The sequence below is a fragment of the Enterobacter sp. CGMCC 5087 genome, assembly GCF_003144775.1.
Lineage (GTDB): Bacteria > Pseudomonadota > Gammaproteobacteria > Enterobacterales > Enterobacteriaceae > Enterobacter > Enterobacter cloacae_M.
The window spans coordinates 1-21105 of sequence record NZ_QFXN01000285.1; the positions used below are offsets into that span (position 1 = coordinate 1).

Here is a 21105-nt window from a genome sequence, read left to right on the forward strand (position 1 = left end):
TTACGTCTCTCTCCAACCAGTTCTGGAGCACGGACATGATGCAGCCGATCGCAAACCTGCCGGTGACGATCTTTAAATTTGCGATGAGCCCATTCGCGGAATGGCAGCAGCTGGCCTGGGCCGGGGTGCTGATCATTACCCTTTGCGTACTGTTGCTGAACATTCTGGCGCGCGTCATTTTCGCGAAGAAGAAACACGGTTAATTTTTTACGGCGCGGCAGCTCGCGGCGCCGAATGAGGAAATGAGTCAATGAGTATGGTTGATACTGCCCCGGGTAAGATTCAGGTTCGTGATTTGAACTTCTACTACGGCAAATTCCATGCCCTGAAGAACATCAACCTGGATATCGCGAAGAACCAGGTCACGGCATTTATCGGTCCGTCCGGCTGCGGAAAATCCACGCTGCTGCGTACCTTTAACAAAATGTATTCGCTCTATCCGGAGCAGCGCGCTGAAGGTGAAATCATCCTGGACGGTGAAAACATTCTGACCCAGGCGCAGGATATCGCCCTGCTGCGCGCGAAAGTGGGGATGGTGTTCCAGAAACCAACGCCGTTCCCGATGTCCATTTACGACAACATCGCGTTTGGCGTTCGCCTGTTTGAAAAGCTCTCCCGTGCCGATATGGACGAGCGCGTGCAGTGGGCGTTGACCAAGGCCGCATTATGGAACGAAACCAAAGATAAGTTGCACCAGAGCGGTTACTCTCTCTCCGGTGGTCAGCAGCAGCGTCTGTGCATTGCGCGCGGTATCGCTATTCGCCCGGAAGTGTTGCTGCTGGATGAACCGTGTTCAGCGCTGGACCCGATCTCAACCGGCCGTATTGAAGAGCTTATCACCGAGCTGAAGCAGGATTACACCGTGGTTATCGTGACCCATAACATGCAGCAGGCTGCACGTTGTTCCGATCACACGGCGTTTATGTACCTGGGCGAGTTGATTGAGTTCAGCGATACGGACGCGCTGTTCACCAGGCCCGCGAAGAAACAAACCGAAGATTATATTACTGGCCGCTACGGTTGATTTGCCTTAGTGCATGTGGAGAAACCATGGACAACCTCAATCTTAATAAACATATTTCCGGCCAGTTCAACGCAGAGCTGGAAAGCATTCGCACCCAGGTAATGACCATGGGCGGCATGGTCGAGCAGCAGCTTTCTGATGCGATTACGGCAATGCACAACCAGGACAGCGAGCTGGCGAAGCGCGTCATTGAAGGCGACAAAAACGTCAACATGATGGAAGTCGCTATCGACGAGGCCTGCGTGCGCATTATCGCGAAACGCCAGCCAACGGCGAGCGACCTGCGTCTGGTGATGGCGATCATCAAAACCATCGCCGAGCTGGAGCGTATTGGTGACGTTGCGGATAAAATCTGCCGCACCGCGCTGGAGAAATTCTCTCAGCAGCACCAGCCCCTGCTGGTGAGCCTGGAGTCGCTGGGCCGCCACACCGTGCAGATGCTGCACGATGTGCTGGATGCCTTTGCGCGTATGGACCTGGACGAAGCGGTGCGTATCTACCGTGAAGACAAGAAGGTCGACCAGGAGTATGAAGGCATCGTGCGTCAGCTGATGACCTACATGATGGAAGATTCACGTACGATCCCAAGCGTACTGACCGCCCTGTTCTGCGCGCGCTCTATTGAGCGTATCGGCGACCGCTGCCAGAATATTTGCGAATACATCTTCTACTTCGTGAAAGGTCAGGACTTCCGTCACGTGGGCGGCGACGAGCTGGACAAGCTGCTGGCGGGTAAAGATCCGAAAGAGTGATTTTTACCCTCACCCTAACCCTCTCCCCTGGGGAGAGGGTCGGGGTGAGGGGAAAACTCAGCGAGTAATATTCCACCCGCGCGCCTTCCACAGCGCTGGCAGCTGCGCCAGATCGGTAAAGGTCGTCACGTTGGGATGATCGATCGGCTTGTTGTGCGGATCGGCGCAGAAGTAAAACACCTCCATCCCCGCATCAATCCCTGACTGCGCGCCTGCAGACGAGTCATCCACCAGAATGCAGTTCTCTACGTTAACGTTCATCGCTTTTGCCGCATGGAACATCAGCGCAGGGTCCGGCTTCCAGCGCTGGATATCGTAGCCGCTGAACAGCTTTTCCGGGAAATGGTGCAACATCTCAAGCTTGCCCAGCGAGTGCTGCATTTTGCTGACCGGGCCGTTAGAGACCACGCAGACTGGCACCGTCATCGCATCCAGCAGCCCGTTTGCGCCCGGAATGACCTCCAGCTCCGAATCAAACAGGCGTGCGACCTCGGCGCGGTACACCGGTTCCAGATCCGCTTTCGCCAGCTCCACACCGTGTTCTTCGTTAATGATGTCGATGATCTCGTAGAGCTTCACGCCCTTAAAGCGTTTAAACACCTCTTCAAGTTCCAGCGTAATGCCAAATTCCTGGAACATAGTGACATACGCGCGGGAACAAATGACCTCACTGTCGACCAGCGTACCGTCGCAGTCGAAAAATACCGCTTCAATTCCGGACATGCCTTTCCCTTTTAACAAGTTTAACGTTTACGTACGGCAGTTCACCGGGACGCAATCGTTGCCGTATAAGCAAAATCAATGAAAAAAGTATCACATAACCGCCACTATTGTCGCATTTTGGTATAGGATAGCGACGAATTTTCCCTCCTTGTTCGGAAATTGATGATGAGTCAACAACACACTACCCAGACGTCTGGTCAGGGTCTGCTTGAGCGCGTTTTTAAACTGCGCGAGCACGGCACAACGGCACGCACCGAAGTGATCGCTGGTTTCACCACCTTCCTGACGATGGTCTATATCGTTTTTGTGAACCCTCAAATTCTGGGCGTTGCTGGCATGGATACCAGCGCCGTCTTCGTTACAACCTGTCTGATCGCGGCCCTTGGCAGCATTCTGATGGGTGTGTTCGCTAACCTGCCGGTTGCGCTGGCACCGGCGATGGGCCTGAATGCGTTCTTCGCATTCGTGGTGGTTCAGGCGATGGGTCTGCCGTGGCAGGTTGGCATGGGCGCCATCTTCTGGGGCGCGGTTGGCCTGCTGCTGCTGACCATTTTCCGCGTACGTTACTGGATGATTGCGAACATTCCCGTGAGTCTGCGCGTGGGCATCACCAGCGGTATCGGTCTGTTCATCGGTATGATGGGGCTGAAAAACGCCGGCGTTATCGTGGCGAACCCGGAAACGCTGGTGAGCATCGGTCACCTGACCTCTCATAACGTGCTGCTGGGCGTGCTGGGCTTCTTTATCATCGCGATCCTGGCTTCCCGTAATATCCACGCGGCGGTGCTGGTCTCCATCGTGGTCACCACCCTGCTGGGCTGGATGCTGGGCGACGTTCACTATAACGGTATCGTCTCAGCGCCACCGAGCGTTTCTACCGTGATTGGTCACGTCGATCTGGCGGGTTCCCTGAACCTGGGCCTGGCGGGCGTGATTTTCTCCTTCATGCTGGTCAACCTGTTTGACTCCTCCGGCACGCTGATTGGCGTGACCGACAAAGCGGGTCTGGCGGATGAGAAAGGGAAATTCCCGCGCATGAAGCAGGCGCTGTTTGTGGACAGCGTCTCCTCTGTGACCGGTGCTTTTATCGGAACCTCGTCCGTTACCGCGTACATTGAATCGTCTTCCGGCGTGTCCGTGGGCGGCCGTACCGGCCTGACTGCGGTGGTCGTGGGTATTCTGTTCCTGCTGGTGATCTTCCTCTCTCCGCTGGCGGGTATGGTTCCACCGTATGCGGCAGCCGGCGCACTGATCTATGTGGGTGTGCTGATGACCTCCAGCCTGTCACGCGTGAAGTGGGATGATTTAACCGAAGCGGTGCCAGCGTTTATTACCGCCGTGATGATGCCGTTCAGCTTCTCGATTACCGAAGGCATCGCGCTGGGCTTTATCTCTTACTGCGTAATGAAGATCGGTACCGGCCGCTTCCGCGACCTCAGCCCGTGCGTCATCGTTGTGGCGCTGCTGTTTGTGCTGAAGATTGTGTTTATTGATGCCAAATAAACAGCAAGCCCTTTTCGAAGAAAAGGGCTTTAGTGTTTGCACCCTCTCCCGTGGGAGAGGGCTGGGGTGAGGGCATCAGGCCGCTCCGGTCTACGCCTTCACCCGCTTAATATAATCCCCAAACGCCGTCAGCTGGCCAGACAGATGATCGCGCGTGCTCTGATCCACCACTTCACCCGTTTGCGGGTCGACCTTGTTCTGAATCACACCACCCATAAATTCCGGCTTGTTCATGACCATCGCATCCAGGAACACCAGGATCTGACGCAGGTGATACTGGCAGCGCGCGCCGCCAATCGCGCCCATTGAGCTGGTCTGAATCAACACCGGTTTGCCTGACAGCGGCTGCTCAGGTAAGCGGGACAGCCAGTCGATGGCATTCTTCAGGCCACCCGGAACCGAATAGTTATACTCCGGCGTGACGATGACCACGCCGTCAGCCTGGCGGATCTGCTCTGCCAGCGCCTCAACGCTCTGCGGAAAACCCTCTTCCTGCTGTACGTCAGCGTCATACAGCGGAATATCGCCAATAGACGGCAGGGCGCTAATTTCCATTCCTGCCGGTGCCAGCTGTGGCAGCGTGCGGGCAACCATCCCGTTAAATGAACCTTTGCGCAGGCTTCCCAGTAACGTAACTACTTTCAACGTATCAGACATGATTACTCCTGTTTCATCATGATGACCCTGATCGGATCAGCTAAGGGTGAATGCTTTTTCTGCCGGTAAACTGGTTAAACGCATCAGGCGTGCGGCGGGCTCGTTGGCACGCTCGGGCACATCAGGAAGGCTACGCCATCCCTGTTGGCTGTCAAATTCCCAGATTTTCATGCGTTCGATGGCGGGGGTAACCGCAATGGACCAAATGAGCACATCCTCTGCGTCGCTGAGAGCCTCTACCAGCGTGGCCTGAGCGGCACGCAGACGTCCGGAGCCTGGCAGCAGCTGCAGCAGGCTGGCGTCGTCTGAGGCGCATCCACAGAGCTTGCGAATGCTCTGGCGCAGGGTAATGAGCTGGGCTCGGGCTTCGACAGGATCGTTCTGGTTGCGTACCCACAGCTTCTCATTGCTGGAGAGCGGATAGTCTTCATGCGCATTACCGCCATGGAAGCTGCGCGTCGCGCGCTGGAGTTCCATATCCAGCCCACAATCCCCTTCAGTGGTCAGCGCGACGCCAATGATATTGCCCGCGTAGGCAATCGAAAAACGAGGGAGGTCCGGGTCGGCAAAGACCGGGCGGCCTTCGGGTTGGGTAATGATGTCCGGTAGCTCGCTGGTGCCGTACAGCATAAACAGCAGTTCTGCGAGAAGCGCTCTGGACGCTAAAAACCGCGTTCTGCGGTGTTCCGGGAGAGTGAGTGCTTCCGTGTGACAGGCTGAAGAAATTCTTCCCGATACGAGACGTCCTTCCGTAAGTATCCCTCTTGCAAAGTGCGTAGCCATTTTTCGCTCCTTGATAATGGTCGTAATCGGTTAAACGGTTACATGATTATCGCTTAACTTGACTCCTGTTTTAATCAGTAAATGGGAGTAAGAGAAGCCTCAGGACCGAACTTTACATTTTCTTAGGCAAAAATTGGATCGCTGGCACCGTACAGTGCCTTGATGGTTTCCCGCAGCCAAAGGATTTTCGGATTATGGCTGTTCCGTTTATGCCAGATCAGCGTGAAGGGAACGGTAAGCTTTTCAGCCTGCGCTTCGTCAATGGGAATGGGCAGCGCGATCAGCTTCCGCTGGTGGAGTTGATTGTAGTGATGGCAGTAGTGCGGAGCCGTGGCGATATAGTTGTGACCGGGCTGCGCTGCCATAAACATCGACTGCTCAAAGCCCGGCACGCTCATGGCAATGTTTCTCTCCCGACCCATCTCCTTTAGCACTTCGTCCAGTGCCCAGGTGTCGCTGCGTTCCCAGAAGATGCTGATGTGCGGGTAGCGCAGGAAGGTCTCAAGATTCCATTCGTCCTGTAGCGCGGGGTGATCCTCACGCAGATACACGCACGGACGGTCGCTGAACAGGATCTCATAGTCGATGAACCACGGCATTAGCTTCAGCAATTCACGCGATCGCGGGTGCGTTTCGCGTCCGGTGAATCCCAGATCCACCTCTCCGCGCGTAATGGCGTCCAGCGAGTCATAATCCCAGTGACGCATCTTCACCGTAGCCTGCGGATAGCGCTGGTTCACCTGCTCCAGCAGGGCGTTAAAGCGGATCAGCATCAACGGCGTTTCGGCGGCCAGCACAAACGTTAGCCCGCCCGGGGAATCATGGTGGAATTTATCGAGGATCTGGTTGCCGATTTGCATCCAGTCAGCCAAATCCTGCTCGAGGCTTACCGTCAGCGGGGTCGGCAGCAGCCCCAACGGCGTTTTGACAAACAGCGGGTCGTCAAACCAGTCACGCAGCTTGGCCAGCGATTTACTCACCGCAGACGGCGTCACGTTCATCCGCTTCGCCGCTTTGGTGACGCTGCGCTCCTGCAGCAAAAGCTGCAGGCAAAGCAACAGGTTAAGATCGAGACTGCTGATGGGCTTCTTCATAATGCGCCGCGGGCTGGATGACCATAAGTAAGGTAATGCACAGTATGCTACAGCCAATCAGAACCCCGATCAGCATATTCAGCGCGTTAAGCCCGATGACCGCCGCCAGCCAAATCCACAGCGACGAGCCGCAGACCTGCGCAATTCCCAGCACCGAGCTTGCCACGCCTGCCCGCAGCGAGAAGGGGCCAAGCGCCTGGCTCATCGCCACGCCAAAGCCAACCGAGAACCCAGCACAAATAAGGGTAATACCCGCCAGCATCACCGCATGCGAGCTGGTGGTTGCCAGGATCGCGCCAGCCGTGAGGAATAAAACCTGTGAGGTCAGCATCAGCGTGCGCTGGCTGAAAACATTTAGCGCAAACGGGGTGGAGAACGAGACTGCCATACTGACCATGGCGGTTAATGCCATCACTGTTGAATACTCACCCCGATCGAAGCCCATGGTTTCCATCAGTAAAACCGGGGAAACGTTTACATAGGTCAGGATCACCGCCACGCTTAACGTGGTCACGGCCAGACGACTGAGGAAAAAGCGGTTGAGAAGCTTCTCTGCCGGGTGAAGGGTTGCGGTATGACCGGTATTCTGCGAGCCCGGGTGGGTCTCTTTCAGCACGGCGATGGACAGGATAAACACCAGCGCGCCCATCGCCGCCATGGTCCAGAACAGGCTCTGCCAAGGGAATTTCAGCATGATCAGATATCCCACGACCGGGGCCAGCACCGGGATGATACAGGTAATACCGTTCAGCATCGAAAGTACCTTAGCGCGACGCTGGGCGCTTAAGGTATCGCGCAAAATGGCAAAAGCGACGACGTAGCAGCCACCGGCGCCAATGCCCTGGATAAACCGTCCGGCCAGGAACAAGGTGCTGCTTTGCGCCTGTGAGCAGAGAAGAGAGGCCAGGGCAAAAATGATGGCGCCGCTTATCGCGACGGGTTGACGGCCTGCCTTATCCGCGATCTTCCCGGCAAAGACCATAGACGACGCCATCCCCGCGAGGTAGGCCGAAAACGCGATGTGCAGCTGCGCCTCGCTGGCGCCCAGATCGCGGGCGATGTGCGGCAATCCCACCAGATACATATCAATGCCGGACGGATAAAGCAGAACTAATGCGAAACTACAAAACAAAAAACGCGCCATAAACCCCCCATAGATGCAGGCATGCAGGATAGGGGGTGAAAAGGGATTAGGCGAGTTGCCATTTGGACAATGGTGATTTCCCTGGAGGAAATCACCATCAGCGATCGGGCCTTACTTACCGATACAGAAGCTCGAGAAAATCCGTCCCAGCAGATCGTCCGACGTAAACTCCCCGGTGATCTCGCTCAGATTCTGCTGCGCCAGACGCAGCTCTTCCGCCAGCAGTTCACCCGCCCACGCGCCGATCAGCTGCGCTTTACCCTGAACAAGGTGGTTTGCCGCCTCTTCCAGCGCCTGCAGGTGACGACGACGCGCCAGGAAGCCGCCTTCCATGCTGGTATCAAAGCCCATGCTCTGCTTGAGATGGTTACGCAGGTCGTCAACGCCTTCACCGGTACGCGCCGACAGGCGAATCAGTGAGTGACCATTCACATCGCTGATGCCCAGCGTTTCGCCGGTCACGTCCGCTTTGTTACGCACCACGGTGATCGGCAGCTTAGCCGGCAGGCGGGCGATAAAGTCCGGCCAGATCTCCGCCGGGTCAACGGCGTCGGTCGTGGTGCCGTCCACCATAAACAGCACACGGTCAGCCTGCTCGATCTCCTGCCAGGCGCGTTCGATACCGATGCGCTCAACCTCGTCGCTGGCATCGCGCAGGCCGGCGGTATCAATGATATGCAGCGGCATGCCGTCTATGTGGATATGCTCGCGCAGCACGTCGCGGGTGGTGCCGGCAATGTCGGTGACGATTGCCGCTTCACGGCCCGCCAGGGCGTTCAGCAGGCTCGATTTCCCGGCGTTAGGGCGTCCGGCAATCACCACCTTCATCCCTTCGCGCAGCAGGCTTCCCTGACGCGCTTCGGCGCGAACGGCGTCGAGATCGGCCATCACCTGGTTGAGCTGCGCTTCGATTTTACCGTCAGAGAGGAAGTCAATCTCCTCGTCCGGGAAGTCGATAGCCGCTTCCACGTAGATCCTGAGGTGAGTAAGTGCTTCCACAAGGTGATTTACGCGGGCGGAGAATGCCCCCTGCAGCGAGTTCAGGGCGGAGCGGGCCGCCTGTTCCGAGCTGGCGTCGATAAGGTCTGCAATCGCTTCTGCCTGAGCCAGGTCGAGCTTGTCGTTGAGGAAGGCACGCTCGGAGAACTCGCCCGGCTTCGCAATGCGCAGGCCCGGCAGGGTCAGGATCCGTTTTAACAGCAGGTCGAGGATAACCGGGCCGCCGTGGCCCTGCAGCTCCAGCACGTCTTCGCCGGTGAAAGAGTTCGGGCCGGGGAACCACAGCGCAATGCCCTGGTCCAGCGGCGTGCCGTCGGTATCTTTAAACGGCAGGTAATCAGCGTAGCGCGGCTTTGGCAGTTTACCCAGCACCGCTTCGGCCACCTCGCGCGCCTTCAGGCCGGAGATACGCAGAATGCCTACACCACCGCGTCCCGGTGGGGTTGCCTGGGCGACGATAGTGTCGTTATGGCTCATGGTTGGTCTCGTTCAATACAAATAAAAAAGGCGGTCAATCGACCGCCCTTATTTTAGCGTTAACTTATCGGATCAGGACTTTTTCTTTTCGCGGCTATGCAGGCCACGTTTTTCCAGACCACGGTAAATCAGCTGCTGCTGGATAATGGTCACCAGGTTGCTGACGATATAGTACAGCACCAGACCTGACGGGAACCACAGGAAGAACACGGTGAAGATGACCGGCATAAAGGTCATGATCTTCTGCTGCATCGGGTCGGTCACGGTGGTCGGCGACATCTTCTGGATGAAGAACATCGTCACGCCCATCAGGATCGGCAGGATGTAGTACGGGTCCTGTGCGGACAGGTCATGGATCCACAGTGCGAACGGCGCGTGGCGCAGCTCAACGGAACCCATCAGCATGTAGTACAGCGCAAGGAAGATTGGCATCTGAATCAGCAGCGGGAAGCAACCACCCAGTGGGTTTACTTTCTCTGCTTTATACAGGGCCATCATTTCCTGGCTCTGACGCTGTTTGTCATCGCCCAGACGCTCACGCATTGCCTGAATCTTCGGCTGCAGCATGCGCATCTTCGCCATGGAGGTGTACTGCGCTTTAGTCAGCGGGTACATGATGCCACGAACGATGAAGGTGATAACGATGATGGAGAAGCCCCAGTTACCCAGGAAGCTGTGGATGAACTTCAGCAGCTTAAACAGCGGCTGAGAGATGAACCACAACCAGCCGTAATCCACGGTCAGATCCAGGTGCGGCGCAACAGCGGCCATTTTGTCCTGAATTTCCGGGCCAACCCACAGGGTGCTGGCCAGCTTACCGGTTTGACCCGGCTGTACCAGAACCGGCTGAGATTTGTAGCCGATGGCTGCAAGGCCGTTACCCAGGTTCGCGGTATAGAAGTTGTTGGTACCGTCGTTATTTGGCACCCACGCCGTCGCGAAATACTGCTGCAGCATCGCCACCCAACCGCCTTTAGCGCTGACGTTCAGGTTTTCGTTATCGGCAATGGTGTCGAATTTGTATTTCTCGTACTTCGCGTCAGGCGTGGAGTACGCCGCACCTCGGAAGGTGTGCAGCGCAAAGTTGCTGCTTCCGGTATCACGGTGGGACGGCAGATTGATGGACTGCTTCAGCTGGCCAAAGGTCGACAGCTCCAGCGGTTTCTCACCGGCGTTCTGTACGCTGTAGCCCACGTTCACCGCATACTCACCGCGCTTCAGGGTGAAGGTTTTGGTGAAGGTGTTGCCTGCGGCGTCGGTATAGGTCATCGGGATAACGAGTTCGTTCTGGCCATCAGCCAGCACAAAGGTGTCGTTCTCGACGTTATACAGTGGACGCGCACCGTTAGCCGGGTTATCCGGGCCATCACGACCGGTCAGGCCGCTCTGCGCCTGGTAGATAAACTCAGGCGTGGTTTCCAGTAACTGGAACGGTTCGTTAGACTTCAGCTCTTTCGGGTAGGTCAACAGCAGCGCCTGCTCAACATCACCACCACGGGTGTTGATTGTCAGCTCAAGCACATCGGTCTTAACCGTAATCTGTTTCCCCTGGCCACTGGCCGGTACGCCCTGGTCGGCGGCGCTACCCGCTGCGGTGGTCGTAGTCTGCGTGGTCTGCTGCTGGGGTTGAGGATTTTTATCCTGCTCCCATGCCTGCCAGATCATGAAAGACACGAACAACAAAGCGATGATAAGAAGATTGCGTTGCGAATCCATCGTTAGTGTTCTCTGGTATCAAAGGGTCCTGGGGGGACGGGGTCGTCTCCACCGGGGTGTAAAGGGTGGCATTTTAATACGCGTTTCACCGTCAACCAACTGCCTTTTATCACTCCAAACCTGCGCAATGCCTCAATTCCGTAGCTTGAGCATGTTGGTGTGAAACGGCAGTGCGGCCCGAGTAGCGGACTAATCAGGCGTTGATAGACCCGAATGAGGGCTATCAGGACCCGGGAGCCAGGCGACAGTGGCGGCGCCATAATTTTTCCAACGCTTCCGAGAGAGCACGGTTATCGAGGTCGGCAACCCCTTTCTTCGCCACCACCACGAAATCCATTGAAGGCAGTTCGTGCTGACGTAAACGGAAGCTTTCACGCGTCAGACGTTTAATCCGATTGCGTTCATGCGCACGCTTAACATTTTTCTTGGCGACTGTGAGACCGATGCGGGGATGCCCCAGCGAATTTTGGCGGCCGAGGATGGTGATTTGCGGCGTGCCAGCCCGTTGTGGCTGCTGGAAGACGAAAGTGAAATGAGCGGGAGTTAACAAACGTAACTCCCTGGGAAATGCTAGCTTAACCACTCAGGGGTTAGCTTTATTACTTGGAAACGGTCAGACGAGCGCGGCCTTTAGCACGACGACGTGCCAGAACCTGACGACCATTTTTAGTAGCCATACGAGCACGGAAGCCGTGAGAACGGTTGCGCTTCAGTACAGACGGTTGAAAAGTGCGTTTCATGGCGATTTCTACCTAAACTTGAATAAATTCACTGACTTTTGCGTATACCCGAACGAGTTACGAACGACTAACGCCTCAGCGTGGGTGATTAAAGAGGCCGGATTGTAATAATTGTACACTCCGGAGTCAATTCTCTTTCCTTATTTCCCGCGTATTTCCGCACGTTTTCGCGTGGAAAATGAGCAACGGACGACGCAGGAAGATGAGCATCACGCGCCGGGTCGAGGATTATACGGCCTCGCCAACAAAGCGCAAGGATCGTCCCGGATCTTCGTTAGATCATTTAAGCAATAAATTGTCTGTGCTCATTAATTTTTCCAATATGCGGACTAAATCGTGGGGCACTGGCGCCAGGATCGTTTACACTTATCCGGTTCCGGATCTTCCTGTGGATAAATCGGGAAGAATCTGTGAGAAACAGAAGATCTCTGGCTCAGTTTAGGCTATGATCCGCGGTCCCGATCGGGATCCCAGGATCCTGGTCAGGATAAATTGCAGATAGCAATTCGCACGTCCCCCTTTACACAGGGTCATGTCGATGTGCGCCAACAATCATGAATATTCAATAGTTTTCTTTTATTGTTCGAGTGGAGTCCGCCGTGTCACTTTCGCTTTGGCAGCAGTGTCTTGCCCGATTGCAGGATGAGTTACCAGCCACAGAATTCAGTATGTGGATCCGCCCGTTGCAGGCGGAACTGAGCGATAACACGCTGGCTTTGTATGCGCCAAACCGTTTTGTGCTCGATTGGGTAAGGGACAAGTACCTTAATAACATCAATGGACTGCTGAACGATTTCTGCGGGTCTGATGCCCCGCAGCTGCGCTTTGAAGTGGGCACAAAGCCGGTCACCCAAACCGTTCGTGAAACCGTGAACGTAGCAGCACCTGCTCAGGCCGCGCCTGCTCCGGCCCCTCGCGTCACACCCGCTCGTCAGGGCTGGGATAATGTCCCCGCACCGGCTGAGCCAACCTACCGCTCTAACGTTAACGTGAAACATACGTTCGATAACTTCGTTGAAGGTAAGTCGAACCAGCTGGCGCGCGCGGCGGCTCGTCAGGTTGCTGATAATCCCGGTGGGGCCTACAACCCGCTGTTCCTTTATGGCGGCACGGGTCTGGGTAAAACGCACCTGCTGCATGCGGTGGGTAACGGCATTATGGCGCGCAAGCCCAATGCCAAAGTGGTGTATATGCACTCCGAACGCTTCGTTCAGGACATGGTAAAAGCCCTGCAAAACAATGCGATCGAAGAGTTTAAACGCTACTATCGTTCTGTTGACGCGCTGCTCATCGATGACATCCAGTTCTTTGCCAATAAAGAACGATCGCAGGAAGAGTTTTTCCACACCTTCAATGCCCTGCTGGAAGGCAATCAGCAGATCATTTTGACCTCGGATCGTTACCCAAAAGAGATCAACGGCGTTGAAGATCGTCTGAAATCCCGCTTCGGCTGGGGCCTGACGGTGGCGATCGAGCCACCGGAGCTGGAAACCCGCGTCGCGATCCTGATGAAGAAAGCCGATGAAAACGACATTCGCCTGCCGGGCGAAGTGGCGTTCTTCATTGCCAAGCGTCTACGCTCCAACGTGCGTGAGCTGGAAGGAGCGCTGAACCGCGTTATCGCCAATGCCAACTTCACCGGTCGTGCGATCACCATCGATTTTGTGCGTGAAGCGCTGCGAGATTTGCTGGCATTGCAGGAAAAACTGGTCACTATCGACAATATTCAAAAGACGGTGGCTGAGTACTACAAGATCAAAGTGGCAGATTTACTGTCTAAACGTCGTTCCCGCTCGGTGGCGCGTCCGCGTCAGATGGCGATGGCGCTGGCTAAGGAGTTAACCAACCACAGTCTGCCGGAAATCGGGGATGCGTTTGGTGGCCGTGACCATACGACCGTGCTGCACGCTTGTCGCAAGATTGAGCAGTTACGCGAAGAAAGCCACGACATAAAAGAAGATTTTTCCAATCTAATCAGAACATTATCATCGTGACGCTATGAAATTTACCGTTGAACGTGAATATTTATTAAAACCGCTGCAACAGGTGAGTGGCCCATTAGGTGGCCGCCCAACGCTGCCTATTCTCGGAAACCTGCTGCTTCAGGTCGCGGACGGTACGCTGTCGCTGACCGGTACAGATCTGGAAATGGAAATGATCGCGCGCGTTACGCTGACGCAGCCGCACGACGCGGGCGCGACCACGGTTCCGGCACGTAAATTCTTTGACATCTGCCGCGGGCTGCCGGAAGGCGCTGAAATCGCCGTGCAGCTGGAAGGCGACCGTATGCTGGTGCGCTCTGGCCGCAGCCGTTTCTCGCTCTCCACGCTGCCTGCTGCGGACTTCCCGAATCTGGACGACTGGCAGAGCGAAGTTGAATTCACCCTGCCGCAGGCGACGATGAAGCGTCTGATTGAAGCTACGCAGTTCTCCATGGCGCATCAGGACGTCCGTTACTACTTAAACGGCATGCTGTTCGAAACCGAAGGTGAAGAGCTGCGTACCGTAGCCACCGACGGCCACCGTCTGGCGGTCTGTTCTATGCCGATTGGCGACGCGCTGCCAAACCATTCGGTGATCGTGCCGCGTAAAGGGGTGATTGAGCTGATGCGTATGCTCGACGGCGGCGACACGCCGCTGCGCGTGCAGATCGGCAGCAACAATATCCGCGCACACGTGGGCGATTTTGTCTTCACGTCTAAGCTGGTTGACGGTCGTTTCCCGGATTATCGCCGCGTATTGCCGAAGAATCCGGACAAAACGCTGGAAGCGGGCTGCGATAGCCTCAAGCAGGCCTTTGCCCGTGCGGCCATTCTCTCCAACGAGAAATTCCGCGGCGTGCGCCTGTACGTGAGTGAAAACCAGATCAAAATCACCGCCAATAACCCGGAGCAGGAAGAGGCAGAAGAAATTCTGGACGTCACCTACGCCGGAACCGAGATGGAAATCGGCTTTAACGTCAGTTACGTGTTGGATGTGCTGAATGCGCTGAAGTGCGAGAACGTGCGCATTCTGCTGACCGACTCCGTTTCAAGCGTACAGATTGAAGATGCCGCATCACAGTCGGCTGCTTATGTTGTCATGCCAATGAGACTGTAATGTCGCTCACCCGTCTGTTGATCCGCGACTTTCGCAATATCGAAAGCGCGGATCTCGCTTTATCCCCTGGCTTTAACTTCCTGGTTGGCGCAAACGGCAGCGGCAAAACCAGCGTGCTTGAGGCCATCTATACGCTCGGCCACGGTCGGGCGTTTCGCAGTTTGCAGATTGGTCGCGTCATTCGCCACGAGCAGGAAGCTTTTGTTCTGCACGGGCGTTTGCAGGGCGATGAGCGTGAGACCGCCATCGGCCTGACCAAAGACAAGCAGGGCGACAGCAAGGTGCGCATCGACGGCACCGACGGCCATAAAGTGGCGGAGCTGGCGCTGCTGATGCCGATGCAGCTGATAACGCCGGAGGGGTTTACTTTACTCAACGGCGGCCCCAAATACAGAAGAGCGTTCCTCGACTGGGGATGCTTTCACAACGAAGCCGGATTCTTTAACGCCTGGAGCAACCTGAAGCGTCTGCTCAAGCAGCGTAACGCCGCGCTGCGCCAGGTTACCCGTTACGCCCAGCTGCGTCCGTGGGACATGGAGTTAATCCCTCTCGCGGAACAAATCAGCAACTGGCGTGCCGAATACAGCGCAGGTATCGCCGAAGATATGGCCGACACCTGCAAACAGTTTTTACCCGAGTTCTCTCTCACCTTCTCCTTCCAGCGCGGCTGGGAGAAAGAGACGGATTATGCCGAGGTGTTAGAGAGAAGCTTCGAGCGCGACCGCATGTTGACCTACACCGCACACGGCCCGCACAAGGCGGATTTCCGCATTCGTGCCGACGGTGCACCGGTGGAAGACACGCTTTCGCGCGGGCAGCTCAAGCTCCTGATGTGTGCGCTGCGCCTGGCACAGGGAGAGTTTCTCACCCGCGAGAGCGGAAGACGCTGCCTGTACCTGATAGATGATTTTGCCTCGGAACTTGACGACGCGCGGCGCGGGCTGCTTGCCAGCCGCTTAAAAGCCACGCAGTCGCAGGTTTTCGTCAGCGCCATTAGCGCTGAACACGTTATAGACATGTCGGACGAAAATTCGAAGATGTTTACCGTGGAAAAGGGTAAAATAACGGATTAACCCAAGTTGAAATGAGCGAGAAACGTTGATGTCGAATTCTTATGACTCCTCCAGTATCAAAGTCCTGAAAGGGCTGGATGCGGTGCGTAAGCGCCCGGGTATGTATATCGGCGACACGGATGACGGCACCGGTCTGCACCACATGGTATTCGAGGTGGTAGATAACGCTATCGACGAAGCGCTCGCGGGTCACTGTAAAGACATCGTGGTCACCATCCATGCGGATAACTCCGTCTCCGTCACCGATGACGGTCGTGGCATCCCAACCGGTATTCACCCGGAAGAGGGCGTCTCTGCGGCGGAAGTGATCATGACCGTCCTGCACGCAGGCGGTAAGTTCGACGATAACTCCTATAAAGTTTCCGGCGGCCTGCACGGCGTAGGTGTTTCGGTAGTAAACGCCCTGTCGCAGAAGCTGGAGCTGGTTATCCAGCGCGAAGGCAAAATCCACCGTCAGCTCTATACGCACGGCGTGCCGCAGGCACCGCTGGCCGTCACGGGCGACACCGACAAAACCGGTACCATGGTGCGTTTCTGGCCGAGCCTCGAAACCTTCACCAACGTCACCGAGTTTGAGTACGACATCCTGGCGAAACGCCTGCGTGAACTGTCGTTCCTGAACTCTGGCGTCTCGATTCGCCTGCGCGACAAGCGTGACAACAAAGAAGACCACTTCCACTACGAAGGCGGTATCAAGGCGTTTGTTGAGTATCTGAACAAGAACAAAACGCCAATTCACCCGAATATCTTCTACTTCTCCACCGAAAAAGACGGTATCGGCGTGGAAGTGGCGCTGCAGTGGAACGACGGTTTCCAGGAAAACATTTACTGCTTCACCAACAACATTCCACAGCGTGACGGTGGTACTCACCTTGCGGGCTTCCGTGCGGCGATGACCCGTACCCTGAACGCCTACATGGACAAAGAAGGCTACAGCAAGAAAGCGAAAGTCAGCGCCACCGGTGACGATGCCCGTGAAGGCCTGATTGCCGTTGTCTCCGTGAAGGTACCGGATCCGAAGTTCTCCTCACAGACCAAAGACAAGCTGGTCTCTTCTGAGGTGAAATCGGCGGTTGAGCAGCAGATGAACGAACTGCTGAGCGAATACCTGCTGGAAAACCCGTCCGACGCGAAAATCGTGGTGGGTAAAATTATTGATGCGGCGCGTGCCCGTGAAGCGGCGCGTAAAGCCCGTGAAATGACCCGTCGTAAAGGCGCGCTGGACTTAGCAGGCCTGCCGGGCAAACTGGCTGACTGCCAGGAACGCGACCCGGCGCTGTCCGAACTGTACCTCGTGGAAGGGGACTCCGCGGGCGGTTCTGCGAAGCAGGGCCGTAACCGTAAGAACCAGGCTATCCTGCCGCTGAAGGGTAAAATCCTTAACGTTGAGAAGGCGCGCTTCGACAAGATGCTCTCTTCTCAGGAAGTGGCGACGCTCATTACCGCGCTGGGCTGCGGCATCGGCCGTGATGAGTACAACCCGGACAAACTGCGCTACCACAGCATCATCATCATGACCGATGCGGACGTCGACGGCTCGCACATTCGTACGCTGCTGTTGACCTTCTTCTATCGTCAGATGCCTGAAATCGTTGAGCGTGGCCACGTCTACATTGCACAGCCGCCGCTGTACAAGGTGAAGAAAGGCAAGCAGGAACAGTACATTAAAGACGACGAAGCGATGGATCAGTACCAAATCGCAATCGCCCTTGATGGCGCAACCCTGCATGCGAACTCGCACGCCCCTGCACTGGCCGGCGAGCCGCTGGAGCGTCTGGTGTCCGAGTTCAACGCGACGCAGAAAATGATCACGCGTATGGAACGCCGCTATCCGAAAACGCTGCTGAAGGAGCTGGTTTATCAGCCAACCCTGACCGAAGCCGATCTGAGCGACGAGCAGACCGTGACCCGCTGGGTGAATGCCCTGGTGACCGATCTCAACGAGAAAGAGCAGCACGGCAGCATGTGGAAATGCGATATCCAGCAGAACGCCGATAAGCAGTTCGAGCCTATTATTCGCGTGCGTACCCACGGCGTTGATACCGACTACCCGCTGGAACACGAGTTTGTGACCGGTCCGGAATACCGCCGTATCTGCACGCTCGGCGAGACGCTGCGTGGCCTGATCGAAGACGATGCGTTCATCGAACGTGGCGAACGTCGTCAGCCGGTAGCCAGCTTCGAGCAGGCGCTGGACTGGCTGGTGAAAGAGTCTCGTCGTGGTCTTGCGATCCAGCGTTATAAAGGTCTGGGTGAAATGAACCCGGAGCAGCTGTGGGAAACTACCATGGATCCGGAAAGCCGCCGCATGTTGCGCGTCACCGTTAAAGACGCGATTGCTGCGGACCAGCTGTTCACGACCCTGATGGGCGATGCGGTTGAACCACGTCGTGCCTTCATCGAAGAGAACGCCCTGAAAGCGGCAAATATCGATATTTAACGGTTGTTATTGTGGGGTCTCATTTCAAATGAAATGACATCTCATAAAGAATGCAGTCGGCTAAGAACAAAAAGAGAGGGGCACGATGTCCCTCTCTTTTTTTGCTTAAATTGGTGTATCAATAGAACAAAGTCGATCTCATTGGCATAACCCTCTACCAGGAGAATATATCCCGAACATACCCTGACGAAGAGTATGGTGGTCTGTTAGAGTTGAAATCGTTACGGAAAAAGGAATACACCGAATGAGCAGCAGGAGCGATATTATCGGGGCCGATGAATGGCCTCATCTACAGTGAGGTCCTCGGTTGGATTGACCTGGGGCATGCCAGGGGCGAAGATATTTCCCTGCTTCTGACTGATTTCAGCAGCGGCGAAGCCAGTGGCAGACCTTATTACACGATTGCATACAATTAGAGAATGAATATCGGGAAAGGACTTGCCGGAACGGGTAAGTTTGTTCGCTGGGAAATAAAACGTGGGCGCTCGATGTCAGAAATTAACAGCATTGCCCTGGCCATGATGATGGATACCGCGAGAAATTTTGAAAATTACCAGTCTCGCGCTTTTTTCAGCTGGTACACCGATAGCGGGTTCAGCGGAGAAGACCTGGTGTCGGATCTGCTCGGTTTTTACAGGGCGCTGATTCCTTCGGATTACCGGGCTCAGTTGAGGCCTGTCAGCCGTGAAAGCGCACTACGCCGCTGGGATCATTACGGACCGATCGGTAATTTCAAGAACCGGGGTTTTCTTCCACTGATGTTTCCCGACCCTGATGACCTAAATATCCGGCATGAACCCTATAAAGGCTCGCTTCCCCGCTTTATGAAGTGGGTAACGCCGTTTGATAACTTCAGTTCAGACATTGTTCGTATTCTTAACGATAACGGCACATATCATTCCTTCTTTACCCACTCAGGACGACGTTGAGCATGAAAAAGTTAGCCATATACTCAGGGCTGGCCATCGTGATTGTCACGGTCATATACCTCCTTTTGCCGTATGAGCCTGAGATGACATACCGTGAATCAGATAGGGTTCGCTATCATCTTTACACCCCAGAATCGATTAAGCAGGTACCACGCCTTTCACCGGATTATACCTTCAGCCACTCTGCTGCAAATGGACAGCCGGAAACCGCTGGCGTGTGCTTTAGCGGGGTATCTGATACCGCTGCACTTAAACAATACCTTGTTTCGCGTGGCTATTCCTTTGCGAGAAAAGCTCCCGCCGGGGAGTTGTGGACGTCAGAACGTAGCCGGGATGTGTACTTCACTGTTATAAGCAGATTTTCGCCTGGTAAGCAGGTTTGCCTGTATGAATCAGATCGTTAACCTGTGCTTTTAGCGCGGCTTTGTTGTGGGAGCAGGCATATCCAGCGACATCACGGACGGTAAACGGCTCGCCAGAGTATCTATCGCTATTCTTACCCTCAGCGGCAGATGCGGCGTCTGCTGCCACACGGCATGAACGTTGAAATGCACATCCGGTGCCTGCTTTAAGAGCGGGACGAGTTTACCCTGGTGAATATCTTTGACGACCATCCAGCAGGGCAGCCATGCAATGCCGTGTCCGGCCAGCGCAGCGTCGCAGATCGCCTGCAAATCATCCATATTGAGCGACGATCGGGGCGTAAAGGTGTGCGACTTTCCTTCGTTATCCATCAGCTGCCAGGATAACACTCTGCCTGCGCTCAAATAGTTAATGGCCGTATGCTGGGATAAATCATTAACGCTTTGTGGCTGGCCTTTCTTCAGCAGATACTCCGGCGCGGCGCACAGCACCATGCGGTGTTCTCCCAGTTTTCTGGCGACCAGCACGCTGCTGTCCTGAAGCGTGCCGTTACGCACTGCCATATCAAACCCTTCCTCGACCAGATCCACCACGCGGTCGCTGAACGACATTTCCAGTTCAAGCCCGGGGTGTTCCTGCGCCAGCGCTATGAGCAGTGGGGCAACACACTGGCGACCAAACAGCACCGGCATGGAAATGCGCAGGCGACCGCTGACCTGCTGTTTCCCCGTCTCAAGCAGCGATTCCGCACTCCGAATCTCCTCCAGCGCGCGCAGGCAGCGTTCATAAAAAAGGGCGCCGTTATCGGTCAGACTCTGGCTGCGGGTGGTGCGCTGAAAAAGACGTACCCCCAGCCGTTGTTCAAGGCGAGCGATGCTTTTTCCGACCGCCGAGCGTGACAAATGCAGACGAATGGCGGCCTGCGCAAAACTTCCCGCCTCAACGGCGGCCACAAAAACAGGAATACCCTTTAGCGTATCGGTCATAGATTGTATCTATTGTGGCGTCAATAAAGAGAAAACTTATCGCCACTGGCGACGGTTAGTCAACGGTAGACTGTCAGGACTAAAGCTCATCTGATGGCAGGAGAAATAAAATGACAGAGACAATGCAACGCTGGTCCATGGATGCCCTCGGGCGCGAGAACCTCAAGCTGACTCAGGCGCCCGTCCCACAGCCGGGCCCGGGTGAAGTGCGCGTAAGGGTGAATGCCGTTGCGCTTAACTATCGCGATAAAATGGTTGTTGAAGGCACAATGCCCATCCCGCTTTCCTTCCCGTTTACCCCGGCGTCTGACATGGCGGGCGTGGTGGACAGCATCGGGGAAGGCGTTACTCGCTTCAAACCCGGCGCGCGCGTCATCTCAACCTTCTTCCCTGAGTGGATTGACGGTAAGCCGCAGGCGGACGCGCGCAATCTGCCCTATAAAACGTCCGGCGGATACTTTCAGGGCATGCTGTCCGAGTATGTGATTGTGAATGAAGGCGCGCTGGCGGCCTCCCCGGAGACTCTGGATGCGTATTCCGCTCTGATCGATCATGTTTTCGCGTGGAACGTCGATCAGCGATTCGCAGCTGATCGATCATCCG

The 21105-nt window shown here is 55.6% G+C and carries 20 protein-coding genes and 2 pseudogenes; 11 read left to right on the forward strand and 11 right to left on the reverse strand.

All coding sequences use genetic code 11. From position 1 onward, the window contains the following. The 3 genes and pseudogenes from pstA to phoU all read left to right on the forward strand — a co-directional run. Positions 1 to 203, forward strand: a pseudogene (gene pstA / locus DEO48_RS24520) (phosphate ABC transporter permease PtsA); the annotation flags it as partial. A gap of 47 nt (positions 204 to 250) precedes the next feature. After that, positions 251 to 1024: a phosphate ABC transporter ATP-binding protein PstB gene (gene pstB / locus DEO48_RS24525; RefSeq protein WP_010426574.1), complete on the forward strand. Its 774-nt coding sequence runs from the start codon at positions 251 to 253 to the stop codon at positions 1022 to 1024. A gap of 26 nt (positions 1025 to 1050) precedes the next feature. Next, complete coding sequence (gene phoU, locus DEO48_RS24530; RefSeq protein ID WP_008500182.1) at positions 1051 to 1776, forward strand: phosphate signaling complex protein PhoU; 726 nt, start codon at positions 1051 to 1053, stop codon at positions 1774 to 1776. A 57-nt stretch (positions 1777 to 1833) separates the two neighbouring features. Here the strand turns inward: phoU and yieH are convergent, their stop codons facing one another. Further along, a complete protein-coding gene (yieH, locus tag DEO48_RS24535; protein WP_109846536.1) occupies positions 1834 to 2499 on the reverse strand; it encodes a 6-phosphogluconate phosphatase in 666 nt (221 codons plus the stop codon). Positions 2500 to 2664: 165 nt separating this feature from the next. On the opposite strand from yieH, the gene adeP reads away from it, so the two are divergent. Further along, a complete protein-coding gene (adeP, locus tag DEO48_RS24540; RefSeq protein WP_146198332.1) occupies positions 2665 to 4002 on the forward strand; it encodes an adenine permease AdeP in 1338 nt (445 codons plus the stop codon). Positions 4003 to 4092: 90 nt separating this feature from the next. On the opposite strand, the gene DEO48_RS24545 is transcribed toward adeP, so the two are convergent. From DEO48_RS24545 to rpmH, 9 genes are all read right to left on the reverse strand, one after another. Beyond that, entirely contained in the window at positions 4093 to 4659 is a 567-nt protein-coding gene (locus tag DEO48_RS24545; protein WP_014833835.1) for an NADPH-dependent FMN reductase, read from the reverse strand. A gap of 36 nt (positions 4660 to 4695) precedes the next feature. Continuing rightward, on the reverse strand, positions 4696 to 5442 hold the full coding sequence (locus DEO48_RS24550) for a 4'-phosphopantetheinyl transferase superfamily protein (RefSeq protein ID WP_109846537.1): 747 nt from the start codon (positions 5440 to 5442) through the stop codon (positions 4696 to 4698). A 122-nt stretch (positions 5443 to 5564) separates the two neighbouring features. Continuing rightward, positions 5565 to 6536 (reverse strand): HTH-type transcriptional regulator YidZ, encoded by a 972-nt coding sequence (gene yidZ / locus DEO48_RS24555; protein WP_029741480.1) that lies wholly within the window; start codon positions 6534 to 6536, stop codon positions 5565 to 5567. Continuing rightward, entirely contained in the window at positions 6505 to 7680 is a 1176-nt protein-coding gene (locus DEO48_RS24560) for an MFS transporter (RefSeq protein ID WP_109846538.1), read from the reverse strand. Before DEO48_RS24560 ends, yidZ begins: the two co-directional genes overlap by 32 nt. Positions 7681 to 7791: 111 nt before the next feature. Continuing rightward, entirely contained in the window at positions 7792 to 9156 is a 1365-nt protein-coding gene (gene mnmE, locus DEO48_RS24565) for a tRNA uridine-5-carboxymethylaminomethyl(34) synthesis GTPase MnmE (RefSeq protein WP_021242672.1), read from the reverse strand. A 72-nt stretch (positions 9157 to 9228) separates the two neighbouring features. Next, positions 9229 to 10872: a membrane protein insertase YidC gene (yidC, locus tag DEO48_RS24570; protein ID WP_109846539.1), complete on the reverse strand. Its 1644-nt coding sequence runs from the start codon at positions 10870 to 10872 to the stop codon at positions 9229 to 9231. Positions 10873 to 10874: 2 nt separating this feature from the next. After that, positions 10875 to 11132 carry a membrane protein insertion efficiency factor YidD gene (yidD, locus tag DEO48_RS24575; protein WP_001307474.1) on the reverse strand — a complete coding sequence of 86 codons (258 nt, stop codon included), beginning with the start codon at positions 11130 to 11132 and terminating at the stop codon, positions 10875 to 10877. Next, the gene (gene rnpA / locus DEO48_RS24580; RefSeq protein ID WP_021242673.1) at positions 11096 to 11455 is read right to left on the reverse strand and encodes a ribonuclease P protein component; all 360 of its coding nucleotides are present in this window, start codon (positions 11453 to 11455) and stop codon (positions 11096 to 11098) included. Before rnpA ends, yidD begins: the two co-directional genes overlap by 37 nt. 16 nt (positions 11456 to 11471) lie before the next feature. Then, positions 11472 to 11612 carry a 50S ribosomal protein L34 gene (gene rpmH / locus DEO48_RS24585; protein ID WP_000831330.1) on the reverse strand — a complete coding sequence of 47 codons (141 nt, stop codon included), beginning with the start codon at positions 11610 to 11612 and terminating at the stop codon, positions 11472 to 11474. Positions 11613 to 12211: 599 nt separating this feature from the next. Here rpmH and dnaA point away from each other — a divergent pair. From dnaA to DEO48_RS26625, 6 genes and pseudogenes are all read left to right on the forward strand, one after another. Next, positions 12212 to 13606 carry a chromosomal replication initiator protein DnaA gene (dnaA, locus tag DEO48_RS24595; protein ID WP_109846540.1) on the forward strand — a complete coding sequence of 465 codons (1395 nt, stop codon included), beginning with the start codon at positions 12212 to 12214 and terminating at the stop codon, positions 13604 to 13606. Positions 13607 to 13610: 4 nt separating this feature from the next. Beyond that, positions 13611 to 14711 (forward strand): DNA polymerase III subunit beta, encoded by a 1101-nt coding sequence (gene dnaN, locus DEO48_RS24600; protein WP_109846541.1) that lies wholly within the window; start codon positions 13611 to 13613, stop codon positions 14709 to 14711. After that, a complete protein-coding gene (gene recF, locus DEO48_RS24605) occupies positions 14711 to 15784 on the forward strand; it encodes a DNA replication/repair protein RecF (RefSeq protein WP_109846542.1) in 1074 nt (357 codons plus the stop codon). The genes dnaN and recF overlap by 1 nt, the downstream gene beginning before the upstream one ends. 28 nt (positions 15785 to 15812) lie before the next feature. Then, positions 15813 to 18224, forward strand: coding sequence for a DNA topoisomerase (ATP-hydrolyzing) subunit B (gene gyrB / locus DEO48_RS24610; RefSeq protein WP_109846543.1), 2412 nt, complete (start codon positions 15813 to 15815; stop codon positions 18222 to 18224). Between the two features lie 275 nt (positions 18225 to 18499). Beyond that, positions 18500 to 19153 (forward strand): annotated as a pseudogene (locus DEO48_RS24615) (hypothetical protein). Positions 19154 to 19155: 2 nt separating this feature from the next. Further along, a complete protein-coding gene (locus DEO48_RS26625) occupies positions 19156 to 19557 on the forward strand; it encodes a hypothetical protein (protein ID WP_146198331.1) in 402 nt (133 codons plus the stop codon). A 9-nt stretch (positions 19558 to 19566) separates the two neighbouring features. Here DEO48_RS26625 and DEO48_RS24620 read toward each other — a convergent pair whose 3' ends face one another. After that, on the reverse strand, positions 19567 to 20502 hold the full coding sequence (locus DEO48_RS24620) for a LysR family transcriptional regulator (protein ID WP_109846544.1): 936 nt from the start codon (positions 20500 to 20502) through the stop codon (positions 19567 to 19569). A 110-nt stretch (positions 20503 to 20612) separates the two neighbouring features. Here DEO48_RS24620 and DEO48_RS24625 point away from each other — a divergent pair. Next, positions 20613 to 21105: alcohol dehydrogenase catalytic domain-containing protein (locus DEO48_RS24625; RefSeq protein WP_258306191.1), on the forward strand; the 493-nt coding region annotated here is incomplete at its 3' end.